Annotated in this window: 15 protein-coding genes and 1 other annotated feature; of the genes, 4 read left to right on the forward strand and 11 right to left on the reverse strand. The window is 28.7% G+C overall.

Annotated features, from left to right (window positions below; all coding sequences use genetic code 11):
* Window positions 1-45 precede the first annotated feature (45 nt).
* The 6 genes from QP548_RS13720 to QP548_RS13745 form a co-directional block, all read right to left on the reverse strand.
* Window positions 46-933 (reverse strand): ROK family protein, encoded by an 888-nt coding sequence (locus QP548_RS13720; protein ID WP_061426154.1) that lies wholly within the window; start codon window positions 931-933, stop codon window positions 46-48.
* A 155-nt stretch (window positions 934-1088) separates the two neighbouring features.
* Window positions 1089-1541, reverse strand: coding sequence for a YhcH/YjgK/YiaL family protein (locus QP548_RS13725; RefSeq protein ID WP_003457506.1), 453 nt, complete (start codon window positions 1539-1541; stop codon window positions 1089-1091).
* Window positions 1542-1651: 110 nt separating this feature from the next.
* On the reverse strand, window positions 1652-3169 hold the full coding sequence (locus QP548_RS13730) for a sodium:solute symporter (RefSeq protein ID WP_003452654.1): 1518 nt from the start codon (window positions 3167-3169) through the stop codon (window positions 1652-1654).
* Window positions 3170-3271: 102 nt separating this feature from the next.
* Window positions 3272-4138, reverse strand: coding sequence for an N-acetylneuraminate lyase (locus tag QP548_RS13735; RefSeq protein WP_003457546.1), 867 nt, complete (start codon window positions 4136-4138; stop codon window positions 3272-3274).
* A gap of 36 nt (window positions 4139-4174) precedes the next feature.
* A complete protein-coding gene (locus QP548_RS13740; RefSeq protein ID WP_061426153.1) occupies window positions 4175-4840 on the reverse strand; it encodes an N-acetylmannosamine-6-phosphate 2-epimerase in 666 nt (221 codons plus the stop codon).
* 283 nt (window positions 4841-5123) lie between these two features.
* Complete coding sequence (locus QP548_RS13745) at window positions 5124-5792, reverse strand: NAD(P)H-dependent oxidoreductase (protein ID WP_003474207.1); 669 nt, start codon at window positions 5790-5792, stop codon at window positions 5124-5126.
* A gap of 268 nt (window positions 5793-6060) precedes the next feature.
* On the opposite strand from QP548_RS13745, the gene QP548_RS13750 reads away from it, so the two are divergent.
* The 3 genes from QP548_RS13750 to QP548_RS13760 are packed head-to-tail and all read left to right on the forward strand — an operon-like array spanning window position 6061 to window position 8745.
* On the forward strand, window positions 6061-7128 hold the full coding sequence (locus tag QP548_RS13750; RefSeq protein WP_320410245.1) for an ATP-binding cassette domain-containing protein: 1068 nt from the start codon (window positions 6061-6063) through the stop codon (window positions 7126-7128).
* A gap of 2 nt (window positions 7129-7130) precedes the next feature.
* Window positions 7131-7949, forward strand: coding sequence for an ABC transporter permease (locus QP548_RS13755; RefSeq protein ID WP_003467648.1), 819 nt, complete (start codon window positions 7131-7133; stop codon window positions 7947-7949).
* 4 nt (window positions 7950-7953) lie between these two features.
* On the forward strand, window positions 7954-8745 hold the full coding sequence (locus QP548_RS13760) for an ABC transporter permease (RefSeq protein WP_061426151.1): 792 nt from the start codon (window positions 7954-7956) through the stop codon (window positions 8743-8745).
* A 383-nt stretch (window positions 8746-9128) separates the two neighbouring features.
* On the opposite strand, the gene QP548_RS13765 is transcribed toward QP548_RS13760, so the two are convergent.
* The 5 genes from QP548_RS13765 to QP548_RS13785 form a co-directional block, all read right to left on the reverse strand.
* A complete protein-coding gene (locus QP548_RS13765; RefSeq protein WP_061426150.1) occupies window positions 9129-10103 on the reverse strand; it encodes an alpha/beta hydrolase in 975 nt (324 codons plus the stop codon).
* A gap of 350 nt (window positions 10104-10453) precedes the next feature.
* The gene (locus QP548_RS13770) at window positions 10454-10909 is read right to left on the reverse strand and encodes an S-ribosylhomocysteine lyase (protein WP_061426149.1); all 456 of its coding nucleotides are present in this window, start codon (window positions 10907-10909) and stop codon (window positions 10454-10456) included.
* Window positions 10910-10993: 84 nt separating this feature from the next.
* A complete protein-coding gene (cysK, locus tag QP548_RS13775; RefSeq protein WP_061426148.1) occupies window positions 10994-11902 on the reverse strand; it encodes a cysteine synthase A in 909 nt (302 codons plus the stop codon).
* Window positions 11889-13043: a trans-sulfuration enzyme family protein gene (locus QP548_RS13780; protein WP_061426147.1), complete on the reverse strand. Its 1155-nt coding sequence runs from the start codon at window positions 13041-13043 to the stop codon at window positions 11889-11891. Before QP548_RS13780 ends, cysK begins: the two co-directional genes overlap by 14 nt.
* Before the next feature lie 63 nt (window positions 13044-13106).
* Window positions 13107-13730 carry a class I SAM-dependent methyltransferase gene (locus QP548_RS13785; RefSeq protein ID WP_003467732.1) on the reverse strand — a complete coding sequence of 208 codons (624 nt, stop codon included), beginning with the start codon at window positions 13728-13730 and terminating at the stop codon, window positions 13107-13109.
* 143 nt (window positions 13731-13873) lie between these two features.
* Window positions 13874-14112 (reverse strand) — a binding site (T-box leader).
* Between the two features lie 339 nt (window positions 14113-14451).
* On the opposite strand from QP548_RS13785, the gene mscL reads away from it, so the two are divergent.
* Window positions 14452-14919 carry a large conductance mechanosensitive channel protein MscL gene (gene mscL, locus QP548_RS13790; RefSeq protein ID WP_061426146.1) on the forward strand — a complete coding sequence of 156 codons (468 nt, stop codon included), beginning with the start codon at window positions 14452-14454 and terminating at the stop codon, window positions 14917-14919.
* The last annotated feature ends 63 nt before the right edge of the window (window positions 14920-14982 follow it).

Below are 14982 nucleotides of genomic sequence, written 5' to 3' on the forward strand. Positions count from 1 at the left end.
AATTATATTATTATCTATGATTTTAAGTAAGATTACAAAAGATAACTACTTATTAAAATTCTCTTTAAAGTTATAATAAGCGCCCTTCATTCCAGCAGTATTTTTAAGCTTTGCAAAGGCTATTTTAGTATTATTATAAACTGACTCTATTAAGTATTTTCTTAAGCTATTTTCTATTAAAGGTCTAAACACCTCTTCTCTAGCCATTATTCCCCCACCTAAAACTACCACTTCAGGATTTATTAAATAAACAATATTTGAAATTCCTAAAGCTAGATTATCAGCTAATTTTTCAACTTCCTCCTTGCATATTAAATCACCATTTTCATAGTTATCTAATATATATCTTCCATCTATACCACTAGGTTCAACACCTTTTCTAAGTGCTACATTTCTAACTAAAGCACTTGCTGATGCAATATCTTGAATATGCTCTCCATTAACCATCATATATCCAATTTCTCCAGCCGAATTACTAAAACCATGTAGTACTTTTCCATTTATGATTAAAGCTCCTCCAATACCTGTTCCTATTGTTAAACAAGCCATTGAATGAGTGCCTTTACCAGCCCCCCCAAAGAATTCTCCTAAGGCTGCACAGTTTACGTCATTTTCCACAAAACAAGGTAAATTAAATTCTTCTTCTAATATTTTCTTAACTTCAACACCAGTATAATTAGGTATTGTTGGACCAGCATAAACAATTTTACCTTCCTTAGGACATACCATCCCTGCTGTTGATACCCCTATTCCACTTATGTCATTATTAATCTTAAGCTCATGAATTATATCTTTAACTTTATCTATTATACTAAGTCCACCTTTATATGCTTCAGTGTCTCTATCATTAGTCTCTAATAATGTTCCATCTTCATTTATAACTCCGTATTTTATACTAGTTCCACCTATATCTATAACTGCAAATAAACCCATACATATCACCTCTAATAAAATTATTATTCTCTAAGTCTATTATAAACAATAAAGGTTGCATCAAAAATAACTTAAAATAAAAATTACAAACCTAAATAATTCTAACTCCTCGGTTTATTACTTTAAGCTTTGATACAACCTCATAAAATAAAATACTATAAAATTACTTTATAAATAGCTTTCTTTACATCTGAAGGCTCATTATCAGCCTTTAAACAAGTCATGTGTATATCTTCTGGATAACAGATAAGGAAATCTCCCTCTTCTAAAACAACTGTAGAATTTTCTTTACCATCAAAAGATAAGAAATCATCTTTTTCAACGAACTCTTTAAACTCTAAATTTTCTTTAAAGTTAAGATCTATTCTTTCTCTTCCACTAAAAACTACATGAACATCTATATATTTCTTATGACCTTCCCAAAAACGATCTTCCTTATTTTTTGTAGTGTAATTAACTCTATTAAAGAACAACTCTTCGCCTTTTATTTCATGAGTACCTGGTTCAAACTCTATTACATTATTATTTTTTGCATGTAGTAAAGCTTCCTTAACAAGTTTTGGTAGATAATCATAACTTTCTAAGTTTATTAAATTGCCGAATATCATTTCATTCACCTCTAAAACATTCAATTTTAAAGTAGTGCTGATCTTCAGATAATTTTAAATCTATCTAAAAATCAACACTTACTCTAATTAAACATTATTTTTTATTTATATTAACTATTAGCTATTTCACTTTCATTGTAGTAAACTGTTGCTTCATTTAAAGTCTTCTTATCAACTAATTGAGATTGAGTCATTAGTGAAACTATCATTCCAACTATAACTGAAACACCTATTGATATGATTGAGTATGACCAGATACTTACATCGAATCCGCCATATTTACATACTACAACAGCTATTGCTGATGCTATAAATCCAGCATATGCACCTGCTTTTGTAGCTTTTTTGAAGAATATTCCTAGTACGAAGATTCCTGCTAAAACTCCAAGAACAAGTCCCATAAATCCGTTAAACCATTCGTAAGCTGAGTTTACTCCACCATTTGCAAGGATTACTGCCATAATTATTGAAGCTATACCAACACCTAATGATATATATTGAGCAACTTTTGTTTGCTTTTCCATTGACATATCTTTTGTTATAAAGTTTTGGATATCTAAAGTCCAGCTTGTTGCAACTGAGTTTAATCCAGTTGAAAGTGTTGATTGAGCTGCTGCATATATAGCTGCTAAAACTATACCTGTTATACCAACTGGTAATTGGAATGCTATATATGATGCAAAAATTTGGTCTTGTTGAGCAGTTTGTAATAACTGTGGATTTTGATTATAGAAAACATATAAAGCTGTTCCTATTAAATAGAATACAGTTGCTACAAATAATGATAATACTAAGTTACCATAAGTCATTTTCTTTAATTGTTTTATATCTGTAGTAGTAGTAAACCTTTGCACTATATCCTGACTTGAGATATATGATGAGAAAGTATTTAATCCTCCTCCAACTATTAATAGGAATACACTTGTTTTAAATATATTTGCATTGAATATTGGCTCTTGTGAAGATAGGAATTTTCCTCCTTCAGTTAATTCGCTCATAATAGCTCCAAATCCACCATTGATTGTTGAAATTAAGAATATTAATGAAAAAACGATACCTGCTATAAGTACACAACCTTGAATGAAGTCTGTCCATAAAACTGACTTTAATCCACCTGTGTATGAGTAAATTATTGCTATTACGCCCATTGCTACTATAAGTAAATAAACATTTATTCCTGTAAGATTTGCTAATACCATTGATGGTAAATACATTATGATTGCCATACGTCCTATTTGATAAATAATGAACATTATAGCTCCAAGAATTCTAAGCCCTTTATCTTTATATCTTATTTCTAGATATTCGTAAGCTGTATCTATATCTAGTCTACTATAAACTGGTAAGAAATATCTTATTGTAAGAGGTACTGCTACAAACATACCAAGTTGAGCAAACCACATTATCCAAGTTCCCTTATAAGAGTTACCAGCTAGTGATAAGAATGAAATTGGACTTAATAAAGTTGCAAATATAGAAACTGAAGTAACCCACCAAGGTATAGTTCCGTCACCTCTGAAGAACTCTTTACCTTTCATTTCCTTCTTAGAGAACTTTAACCCTGCGTAAAGAACAGCTCCTAAGTAAACAACTAGTACAACTAAATCAAACTTCGTAAACCCTTGCATACCAATTCTCCCCTCTTTAATTTTTTATGTAGGCTAACTTTTTAAGTTAGCCTACTATTACATTTCTCTTAAAAACTCACTATACTTTAAAACTTTTAATTCTTAGAAATATTTTTTATTAATTTCCTTAGCTTTTGCAATCATTTCTTCAGTAGCTTCTTTCATAGGTTGTCTACAATATCCTGCATCAACACCTTGCTCTTGAAGAATTAATTTTATTGTTTGGTAAAGACCATTATTTAAGATATCAGTTATTAAATCATTAGTTACATGTTGAACTTCTAAAGCAGTTTCAATGTCACCTTTTTGAGCAGCTTCAAAGATTTGTCTTGCTCTAACACCGTTTACGTTGAATGTTGATCCTATAGCTCCATCAACACCAAGTACTGTAGCTGGTAACATCATTTCATCGAATCCAGCAAATATTAATTTATCTGGGAATGCTTTTCTCATACGTTCTAATAAGTAGAAGTCTGCCGCTGTGAATTTAACACCGATAATCTTATCGTTTTCAAAAAGTTCAGCAAATTGCTCTATTGACATATTTACTCCTGTTAAGAAAGGAATTGAGTAAATTATAAGTTTATTGTCAACAGAATTTATTATTGTTTCATAGTAATGTTTTATTTCATTAAAATCGAATTTATAGTAGAATGGTGTAACTGCTGAGATTGCATCATATCCTAAATCTGTAGTAAATTTAGCTAACTCTACAGCTTCTTTTAAATTAACTGATCCTACTTGAGCTATTAATTTAACTTGTCCTTTTGCTTCGTCCATAGCAATTTCAAATATTCTTTTCTTTTCATCAGTTGAAAGCATGAAGTTTTCTCCAGTACTTCCTCCTACATAAAGCCCGTCTATTTTACATACATCAATATTGTGTCTGATTATTTCTCTTAATCCTTTCTCATTGATGTTTCCATCCTTGTCAAATGAAACTAATAATGCTGAATAAATACCTTTCATTGTTTTTCTCCTCCCAAAATCCTTTAAATATTTGATTTATTTTAAAATATCAGTAAATCTCTTAGTTATTTGTTGTGGTCTTGTTATGGCCCCTCCAACCACTGCTGAATATGCACCTAAATCAAGTGCTTTCTTTAGTTCTTCTGGAGTGTTTATTCTTCCCTCACAAATAACTGGAATTTTTACCGTTTTTACTAACTCTTCTAAAAGTTCAAAGTCAACACTGTTACTTTGCTTAGAATATGGTGTATATCCTGAAAGTGTTGTGGATACACAATCAAATCCTAATTTTTCTGCTTCAATACCCTCTTCTAAAGTTGATATATCAGCCATTGCTAATCTTCCTTTTGCGTGAATAGCATCAACTAAATCCTTTACATTTTCACCATTAGGTCTTTTTCTTTTTGTAGCATCTAATGCTATCATCTCACAATCTGTTTTTAAAAGCTCGTCCACTTCCTTCATAGTTGGAGTTATATAAATTTCTGAATCATCGTAATTTCTTTTTATTATTCCAATGACAGGAAGCTTAGTAACTTCTTTTATTTCATTAATATCATTAACGCCTTGTGCTCTTATAGCCGCTGCTCCACCTTGCTTAGCTGCTATAGCCATCCTTCCCATAATAAAAGAACTATGCAAAGGTTCATCTGATAAAGCTTGGCAAGAAACTATTAAATTTCCTTTTACCACGTCTAACATTTTATCACCTTTTTCTGAAAATTATTTTCTTTATGTTTTTATTGTAATCCTTTTCCCACAAAATTTCAATACTTTTTGAAAATATTTTTCTATTTTATGGTTCTTAGTTTTTCCAAATATGCCTACAACCTATGTTTTAAGCCATTTTTATTCATATTTTTTTCACTTTTATTCCTATAATTTTTATTTTTGAAAATTTATTTCATAAAAAAAGAGCATGTATCAAAATTTTTTTATTAATATATATTGATACAGCTCATTTTAATTTAGAAAATTATATACTTTATTCTACCCATTGAATTACTTCACTTTTTGGAAGTCTTGATTTCTTTCTGTTAGGTTCTTCTTTTCTATATCCAAAGGCTATTAAATATGTTAATTCATATTTTTCTTTATCTAAAAGCCCTTTTTTAACTAATATTTCTTCCACCTTTTCTTTATCAAATCCCTCAATAGCACATGAATCTATTTCTCTCATAGCAGCTGCTGTCATCATATTTCCTAATGCTATATAAGTTTGTCTTTTTGACCACTCAAGTAATTTTTCATTTGTTTCATCAGCTTCTAACTTTCCAACTTGGAAGTTTTTTAATACATCTTTTATTCCTTCAAAAAATTCTTCTGAAACACCTTTTGTATTAATCCAAAGATTCCTAATATAATCTGAATCATATTTAACTTCACTTCCTGCCTTTGTTAAAGCAATTACAATATGACTTGTTGTTGAAGCTTGTCTTTGAAATCCCCAAGATACTTCTGAAATTTCTTTAATTAATTCTTTATTTTCTACAATAAGAAACTTCCAAGGCTCTAATCCAAATGAACTTGGAGATAATCTAGCTGTTTCTGCAATCATCTCCATATCCTCTTTAGGTATTATTTCTCCTGTAAATTCCTTTGTAGCAAATCTAAAATTAAAAATATCTATAATATCTTTTCTATCCAATTTCATTATTATATCCTCCTATTCATGTTGATTTATTATTTTTATGTAATATTATTATTTTCTAATTATTAAGATATTATTATTTTATTTATTATACCATAATTCTTATCGATTTACTCAGGTATATAATTAAAAATACAATATCTAAATCATAGTGTATTTCTATTTAAATCTCTTTAAATTTCAATTGTAATTTTATTGAAAAAGAACTAAAATATAATAAGTATAATTGGTTAATCGTATTCAAAAGAAAAAAATTTTGCTTTTAATCAATATGCTAAGGGGAATTATTGAGAACTTTTTAGGAGGTGATTTTTTGATAAAAGTTGAAAATTTAACTAAGGAATTTAAGATTCGTAAAAAAGAAAGTGGACTTAAAGGAGCCTTTAAATCGCTTTTTTCTAGTGATTTTGATTCAAAAACAGCAGTATCAAATATTTCCTTTGAAATTAAAAGTGGAGAAATCGTAGGTTATATAGGCTCTAATGGTGCTGGTAAATCCACAACCATTAAAATGATGACAGGAATACTAACCCCATCCTCTGGTCAGGTGTTAGTAAATGGACGAGTTCCCTATAAGGAAAGAGAACAAAATGCTAAAGATATTGGTGTTGTTTTTGGTCAAAGGACTCAACTTTGGTGGGATTTAGCATTATCTGAGACCTTTACAATATTAAAAGACATTTACTCTATTCCAGATGAAGTATATGAAAAAAACATGAAATTTTTAAATAAGGTTTTAGATTTAGAAGAATTCATGACAAGGCCTGTTAGAACCCTTTCTCTTGGACAAAGGATGAGAGGAGATTTAGCTGCCTCTTTGATACATAATCCTAAAATACTATATCTAGACGAGCCTACCATTGGACTTGATGTAGTTGTAAAAGAAAAAGTAAGGACAGCCATAAAAGAAATAAATAAAGAATTTGGAACAACTGTCATACTAACTACTCACGATTTAAGTGATATTGAGGAATTATGTAAAAGAATAATAATCATAGACAAAGGTACTAAGATATATGATGGAAGCTTAGATGACATTAAGAAAAAATATGGTTATATGACAACCTTAGAAATTCAAAGTAAGAAAGATTTTAAAACCTTACTAAACATTAAGGAAATTTTAAAATCTGAAAGTAATATACCTATTGAAACCTTCTCTAGTGATGATTTAAGTGAACATATTGAATCTGGAAAGCTTATTATAACCTTTAATAAAAACAAAATAACATCTTCTAAAATTATTTCAAAGGTTATTGAAAGAGTTGATGTTTTAGATTTCTTATTAAAAGAAAGTAGCATTGAAGATATTATTAAGAAAATCTATAGAAATGAGGTGTAGCTATGGATTTCTTTAAAACAATACGAGTTTATAGTTCCTTTGCTAAGGGTACTTTTAAAGCTCTTTCATCTTATAAAGCCAATCTACTTATGGGACTAATAGGACAATTAATTATGATAAGTGTTACTTACTTTCTTTGGATAGCTATTTACAGTAGTTCTCAAGAAGGAATTATGAATGGATTTACCCTAAAGGAAATGCTTACTTATGTTATGATTACACTTTTAATCGGAATCGTTACCAGTAATGATATAAGCCAAGAGATATCCTTTGAGGTTAGAGATGGATCAATTTCTACAAATCTGATTAAACCTATAAATTATAGACTTAGAATAATCTTTATAGGCATAGGGAACTTTATATTTTTCTTTTTAACACTATTTTTGCCTGGCGCAATTTTAATTAGCACCTACGCAATATTAAATGGAATAAATATTAACTTAGCTTCAATATTAATATTTTTAATTAGTATTATTTTAGGATGTTTAATAAATATTTATTACTCTTATATTTTTGGACTACTATCTTTTAAGTTTTATAACATATGGGGAATAAGTCAAATTGCTAGAGCTATTATAATGCTTGTTTCAGGGGCAATGATCCCCCTTACATTCTTCCCTGAAATAGTTCAAAAGTTATTTAACTTTTTACCTTTTAGTTCAATTATATATACTCCAGCTATGATTTATCTTAACAAATTAAGTTACGCTCAAATAGCTAAATCCCTTGGATTACAACTTATATGGGTAGTAATTCTTATGGTATTATCTAAAATTATGTGGAATAAAGTAATTGATAAATTAACTATTCAAGGAGGTTAGAATTATGAAAAGATATGCTAGAATATATGTGCAATTTTTGAAGCAATACCTAAAGACATTACTTGAATATAAAGAGGATTTCATATATGGTATTTTAGGATTTTTTCTAGTTCAAGCTACCTCTATAATTTTTATTTCTCTTATATTTAATAATGTACCCACCCTTTCTGGATGGAGTTTTTACGAAATAATCTTTATATATGGATTTTCTCAAATTCCAAGGGGAATTGATCACATATTTACTGATTATTTATGGATTTTTTCTGGTAGAAGCATAGTTCGTGGAGAGTTTGATAGATATTTATTAAGACCTTTAAACCCACTATTTCAAGTAATAGCTGAAAGATTTCAACCTGATGGTTTTGGAGAACTTGTAGTTGGTTTTATTCTTGTGGTTTATTCTGCAATAAAGCTTAGTGTAAATATTACTCCCCTTTGGATCATAGGCTTTATAATTGCTGTTATGGGAGGAACCTTAATCTATACAGGAGTTAAGCTTGCTACAGCCTCCATAGCTTTTTGGACTAAGACAAGCTTTAGACATGTTCAAATGGCCTATGGATTAAGTGATTTTTCTAAGTATCCTATAAGTATTTACCCTGGTGCTATAAAATTTTTATTAACCTTTATAATTCCCTTTGCTTTTACAGGATACTACCCTGGAACATATCTCCTTGGTAAGGAAAGCTTCTTCATGGGAGTTATACTAACTTTAATAGTAGGTGTTTTATCAATAATTGTATCATACAGAATATGGCTTAAAGGGGTTTCATCTTACGAAAGTTCTGGAAACTAAAGATACTAAGCTATAGTTTAATATATAGATCTATAACTCTTATAAATAGACTAGGAACTAAAGCCAATATACTAAGCTCTATTGTGATTATACGCTATTTCATGCAGTTAATAACATAGTGCAAAACTTAAAAATAAACTTTAAGATTTTAAAATATAATTTATGTATCATACTTAAATATAAACAAGTAGCATAAGCTACTATATAAATTAGTTATTTCTCATATGATGCTTAAATAAACATAAAAGATAACTTTCAATAAAATTATCTTTTAGTATTCATATAATAAAAAGAGGCTTACCTTATAGCACATAACATGCTTTAAGGTAAGTCTCCTTTTTATCTCCATCCTAATTAAAGTTAAATCTATATTAAAAGCAAACTTAATTCATACTTTTACTATTATCATTTAAAAATTCAATTACACTTTTAAAGGTTTCTCTAGCTTCTTTAACTGAAAATTTAAATTGATATTCATGCCAAAGTCCTTTATTTTCAAAAAATCTTGAAACAACCTTTACTCCTAAAGCTCTTAAAGAAGATGCTAACTCTTTTCCTTGATCTACAAAGGGGTCAATATCTCCCACAGTTATAAAGGTACTTGGATAATTAGGAGTTATATATTTAATAGTAGCTAATTCATCTATTCTTTCATAATTTTCAAAATTGCTCTCTCCAGTTAATGCTTCCATATAAGTTTTTATACCTGGAAATTTAGTTGCCCTTAGAGAATCCATATTATATAATCCACAAAATAATATTACTCCCCTTAAAAACTTATTTGTTATACTTGGTTTTAAATTCATTTTATTAGATAGTTCCTCATTGCTTATAATTGCAGCTAATTGACTAGCCATCTGAGCTCCAGCGGAATCTCCTCCAATAAAAATATTCTCTCTATCCCCATTAAAGTTCTCTGCATTTTCAAAGACATATTTTAAAGCTTCATTACATTGAACTATTTGACTTGGATATTTATATTTGGGAGCTAAGGCATAATCTATATTAAACACAACAAAGCCTTTATTAGCCAAGGTCATCATATAATTCTTAACAGTCTCCTTACTATTAGCTATATATCCCCCACCATGTATCCACATTAATATTGGTGCCTTTTTATTAAGATTCTTAGGATAATATACATCTAACTTATTCCCCTCTAAAATTGATGATTCATAAGTTATATCTTTCTCTACTATTAAGTTCCTAGCTATTTCACTGAAGTTCTTTGGTCTTGGAAAAACTCCTAATTGAAAAACTGTTTTATAAATTTTACATGCTAAATCACATTTAGCTACTTTTTCCACAATACCTGATAATAAATCTATAGTACCTACATATAATTTCTTAAACCACATGTTAATCACCTTCTTAAGTTGCTTCTTACCTTGTAACATGTTTTACTTGCTAATAAAACACATATTTATTGTATTACATAATCAATTAATTTTAAATTTTCATTTTTACTCTTTTATCATCTTAAGGGCAAAATAGCTTTTATTTCTTTAGTAAAAAACTTAAAACATTTCAACTTAATTATAAAAAACTATATGTAACATAAATAATAATAAATAACTTTAAATTATAAATAGTAATTACTTAAATAATTAATCTTTTTTACTTATAGAAGATTCTAATATTTTTAAAAGGCTATATCAAAACAATTTAGTAGTTTTAATATAGCCCTTTAAATTTAAAAATATTATGTTTACTCTACATAAAATTTATCACTTATTCCATTTTCTAAAACCTGTTTTGCATGACTCTTAGCTAACTCTAGTGAATGTAACTTTGCACTTCCACATTGTAATTCATTTGCTGCTGTTATCTCTTCTTGCTCTAAAACCTTAGATAGTGAATACTCTAAAGCTTCTATAATATCTTTAACATCAATATCTCCAAAACTAGTTAAATAAAAACCTGTTTTGCATCCCATTGGTGATATGTCTATTACATCATCTAATTTTTCTCTCATAAAGCCTGCTAAAAAATGTTCTAATGTATGCATTCCTTTATCACTTAAAAGTTCTTTATTAGGTTGTACAAATCTCAAATCAAACTTTGAAACTATATCTCCTTTAGGTCCAATCTTTATTCCTGCTTTTCTTACATATGGGGCCTTAACCTTTGTATGATCTAATTCAAAACTTTCAACTTTAACCACTTAACACATCTCCTTCAAACTATTCTGTTTATATTTTTACTTATTTTATTAAACAATTTAAAATTCTATTTTCTTTAATATCTATTAAAAAAGATCTGTACTAAAATACCTATCTCCTCTATCTGGAAATATTGTTACTATATTGCCCTTATCTATTTTCTCAGCTAACTTTAAGGCTGCTGCAAATGCTGCTCCTGAAGATGAACCAACTATTAATCCTTCTTTTTTAGCTAATAATTTTACTGCATCAAAAGCTTCCTCATCATTTACTTTTATAACCTCATCTACTAAGCTCATATCCATAGTTTCTGGAATAAAATTGTTTCCTATTCCTTCTATTTTATAAGTTCCACATTGTCCACCACCAATAATAGAACCTACTGGATCAGCTAATATTCCCTTTACTTCTGAAATATTTTCTTTTAAGAATTTTAATACACCAGAAATTGTTCCTCCGCTTCCTGCTCCAGCAACAAAATAATCAATTTGTCCATCTAATCCATCATATAATTCTCTACCAGTAGTCTCGTAATGAGCTAATGGATTTGCCTCATTTTTGAATTGATTTAATGATAATGAATTAGGAATCTCACTTAATAATGAATTTGCTAAATTTATAGCACCTTCCATCCCCTCTTCTTTAGGAGTATTTATTATTTCAGCACCTAAAGCTTTCATTATCTTTTGCTTCTCTATAGAAAATTTATCCGGAACTATAAATATTATTTTATAACCTTTATTAATAGCTGCCAAAGCTATGCCAATGCCTGTATTTCCAGCAGTAGCCTCTATAATAGTGCTTCCAGGTTTAAGTTTGCCTTCTTTCTCAGCTTTTTCTACCATATATATTCCAACTCTATCTTTACAACTTCCCCCTGGACTAGTACCTTCTATTTTGGCATAAATATTTACTCCTTTTTTGGTACTTATATTATTTAATTTTAATATTGGAGTATTTCCTATTAAATCTCTTATATCATTATAATATTTCATTTTTATCACCAGCCTTTACTAAAGCTTTTTGTATATCTTCTAAAATATCCTCTTTATCTTCTATACCAACTGAAATTCTTATTAACCTATCTGTTATTCCTATACGTTCTCTAAGTTCTAATGGCATAGCTGCATGAGTCATAGAAGCTGGGTGACATGCCAAAGACTCCACTCCACCTAAGCTTTCCCCAAAGGTTATAAGTTCTAAATTATTAAAGAACTTCTCATAATTATATTTCTCATTTAGAGTGAAAGAGATTATTCCACCAAAGCCTGAAGCTTGTTTCTTTTGTATATCATGTCCAATATGAGTTTTAAGTCCTGGATAATATACATTATCTATTCCCTCTAAATCACCTAACTTTTCAGCTATAAAATTAGCATTTAATTCATGTCTATCCATTCTTACTGATAAAGTTTTGATTCCTCTTATTAGTAAGAAGCTATCAAAAGGTTGAAGTATTCCACCAGTAGAGTTTTGTATAAAGTGTATTTTCTCTCCAAGCTCTTCATCTTTCACAACTACAAGCCCAGCAACTAAATCACTGTGCCCCCCAAGATATTTAGTTGCTGAATGAATAACTATATCTGCCCCAAGATTTAATGGATTTTGAAAATATGGAGTCATAAATGTGTTATCTACTATTGTTAATAAATTATACTTTTTAGCTTTATCTGATGCTATTTTTATATCTATGACATCTAACAGAGGGTTTGTAGGCGTTTCTATATAAATAGCTTTAACACTCTCATCAATTTTTTCTTCAATATTTGTAAAGTCATCAATTATTTCATATCCTATCCCAAAGTTAGAGAATATCTTATCAATTACTCTAAATGTTCCACCGTAAAGATTATTAGTAATTAACAATTTATCTCCACTTTTAAATAAACTTAATACTGCAGTGATTGCTGCAAGGCCTGATGCAAAAGCAAATCCTCTTTTTCCATATTCTATATCTGCAATTAACTTTTCTAATGATTCCCTAGTTGGGTTTCCTGTTCTTGAATATTCATATCCACTATTTTCCCCAAAAGATCTTTGCTTGTATGTGGATGTTTGATATATTGGAATATTTACTGCCCCAGTTTTTTCATCTATACTTATGCCCCCATGTATTAATAAAGAATTCTTCTTCATAACTACATCTCCTTTTATTTATTGCTCTAAATAATATATTTAAATTAATTTTTTCACATACTACTATTTTTTAGCTATTGCCATAAAAATACCTGGTTCTATCACTTCCCCAAAGGATGATTCTCCACGGGCAACTAATCCTGTATTTTTTATACTTATATTTTTAAATCCCGCTTTTTCAAACCAATTTATTAATTGATCATAGTTAAAACCTAACCAAGTATCAAACATTTCCTCTCTAGCCCACTCTCCCTTGTGTTCTAACACATCAGTTATGACCACTTTGCCATTAGGCTTTAATACTCTATTCATTTCCTTAATAGCCTTATCAGGATTAGCTACATGGTGTAATGCCATATTCATAAAAATTAAATCTATGGAATCATCAAAGAGTGGAAGATTCTCAAGTTCTCCTTTTATGGGATAAATATTATTTATCTCATTTTCCTTGGCAGAACTATACAATTCTTTTAGCATGTTCTTAGATGAATCCAAAGAAAAAACTAAATTAGCTTTCTTTGCAATACCAAGACTTATAAAACCTGTACCTGCTCCTAAATCAGCAATAACTTTATTACTAATATCCACAGACTTTATTGCCATTTCTCTTAATTCATCCTTAAAATAGTCTACTCTCATTTTATTCCATTCTTTAGCTATGGAATTAAAATATTTTACTGAATTCATTTTATTAGCCCCCTAATTAAAATTTAAATAAACTATATTTTTTTAAATTGATTAATTTTCAAATAATATACTAGGATATATTTGCATTAAAACAACTATATAAAGCAAATTTAAAATAAAAAAACCTCGTCTCTATAAAAATCTATAGAGACGAGGTAACTCGCGATTCCACTCTAATTCAGATATAAAAGATATACCTGCACTCAAAATTTAGCACTAACATGCCTAATCACTATAACGGGTGATCCCGGAGAACCCTACTAAAAATTTCGGATTTCTGCTCCAAAGTGCACTTCACATTTCTTCTAAATAGAAAACTCTCACCATCATTTTCCTCTCTGTGATTTTCCAAAATGCTACTTTACTTTTTCAATGCATTTATATCCTAGTAATTCTATCTGAAAACTAGCAATTTTTATTAAATTTTAATATAATTCATGTTAAAAATCAATACCTTTTTGAATTTATTTTTAAAAATCTATTAACTCTCTTAAAATAAAATCTCTTATGCATAGATTTTTTATTATTACACAATATAAAATCTATATTTAATACTTTCTATAATCACTCTTTTAGAATAAGTTAACATAAATTATTAATAATTGACTTTCTATATCAACGTCTGTTACACTTTGTTTAATATTTTAATATTTTTTTAATTTTATCTAATAAATATCAATAAATACTTTATATTATATTAAATTAAAAAGGAGGAAAGAAAATGTGGAAAGAATTTAAAGAATTCGCTATGAAAGGCAATGTAGTAGATTTAGCTATAGGTGTTGTTATAGGTGGTGCCTTTGGAAAAATTGTAACTTCACTAGTAAATGATATCATAATGCCTATAGTTGGTAGATTAGTTGGTAAAGTTGACTTCTCTAACTTATACATAAACTTAAGCGGACAACAATTTAACTCATTACAAGAAGCTCAAGCTGCTGGTGCTGCCACTATAAATTACGGACTATTTTTAAATAACTTAATTAATTTTTTAATAATAGCATTTTCTATATTTATAGTAATAAAACAAATAAACAAACTAAAAGATTTTACTATGAAAAAAGAAGATGCTCAAGCTGAAGCTACAGAAAAGGATTGTCCTTATTGTTATACTAAAATAGACATAAAAGCTACTAGATGTCCTAATTGTACTTCTATTTTAGAAGAATCTAGTAATCAATCTTCATAAAAATACATAAAATATATTTTAAAATAAAATTCAAGGCTGTATCAATACTCTAAAACATAGAAA

The organism is Clostridium sp. UMB9555A (assembly GCF_030222355.1).
Lineage (GTDB): Bacteria > Bacillota > Clostridia > Clostridiales > Clostridiaceae > Sarcina > Sarcina perfringens.

Bases quoted from the DNA above. Each gene is read 5' to 3' on its own strand.
- QP548_RS13785 (WP_003467732.1), bottom strand. From the start codon at position 13,730: ATGAATTCAGTAAAATATTTTAATTCCATAGCTAAAGAATGGAATAAA.
- QP548_RS13720 (WP_061426154.1), bottom strand. From the start codon at position 933: ATGGGTTTATTTGCAGTTATAGATATAGGTGGAACTAGTATAAAATAC.
- mscL (WP_061426146.1), top strand. From the start codon at position 14,452: ATGTGGAAAGAATTTAAAGAATTCGCTATGAAAGGCAATGTAGTAGAT.
- cysK (WP_061426148.1), bottom strand. From the start codon at position 11,902: ATGAAATATTATAATGATATAAGAGATTTAATAGGAAATACTCCAATA.
- QP548_RS13760 (WP_061426151.1), top strand. From the start codon at position 7,954: ATGAAAAGATATGCTAGAATATATGTGCAATTTTTGAAGCAATACCTA.
- QP548_RS13755 (WP_003467648.1), top strand. From the start codon at position 7,131: ATGGATTTCTTTAAAACAATACGAGTTTATAGTTCCTTTGCTAAGGGT.
- QP548_RS13765 (WP_061426150.1), bottom strand. From the start codon at position 10,103: ATGTGGTTTAAGAAATTATATGTAGGTACTATAGATTTATTATCAGGT.
- QP548_RS13780 (WP_061426147.1), bottom strand. From the start codon at position 13,043: ATGAAGAAGAATTCTTTATTAATACATGGGGGCATAAGTATAGATGAA.
- QP548_RS13730 (WP_003452654.1), bottom strand. From the start codon at position 3,169: ATGCAAGGGTTTACGAAGTTTGATTTAGTTGTACTAGTTGTTTACTTA.
- QP548_RS13740 (WP_061426153.1), bottom strand. From the start codon at position 4,840: ATGTTAGACGTGGTAAAAGGAAATTTAATAGTTTCTTGCCAAGCTTTA.
- QP548_RS13750 (WP_320410245.1), top strand. From the start codon at position 6,061: ATGCTAAGGGGAATTATTGAGAACTTTTTAGGAGGTGATTTTTTGATA.
- QP548_RS13745 (WP_003474207.1), bottom strand. From the start codon at position 5,792: ATGAAATTGGATAGAAAAGATATTATAGATATTTTTAATTTTAGATTT.
- QP548_RS13725 (WP_003457506.1), bottom strand. From the start codon at position 1,541: ATGATATTCGGCAATTTAATAAACTTAGAAAGTTATGATTATCTACCA.
- QP548_RS13735 (WP_003457546.1), bottom strand. From the start codon at position 4,138: ATGAAAGGTATTTATTCAGCATTATTAGTTTCATTTGACAAGGATGGA.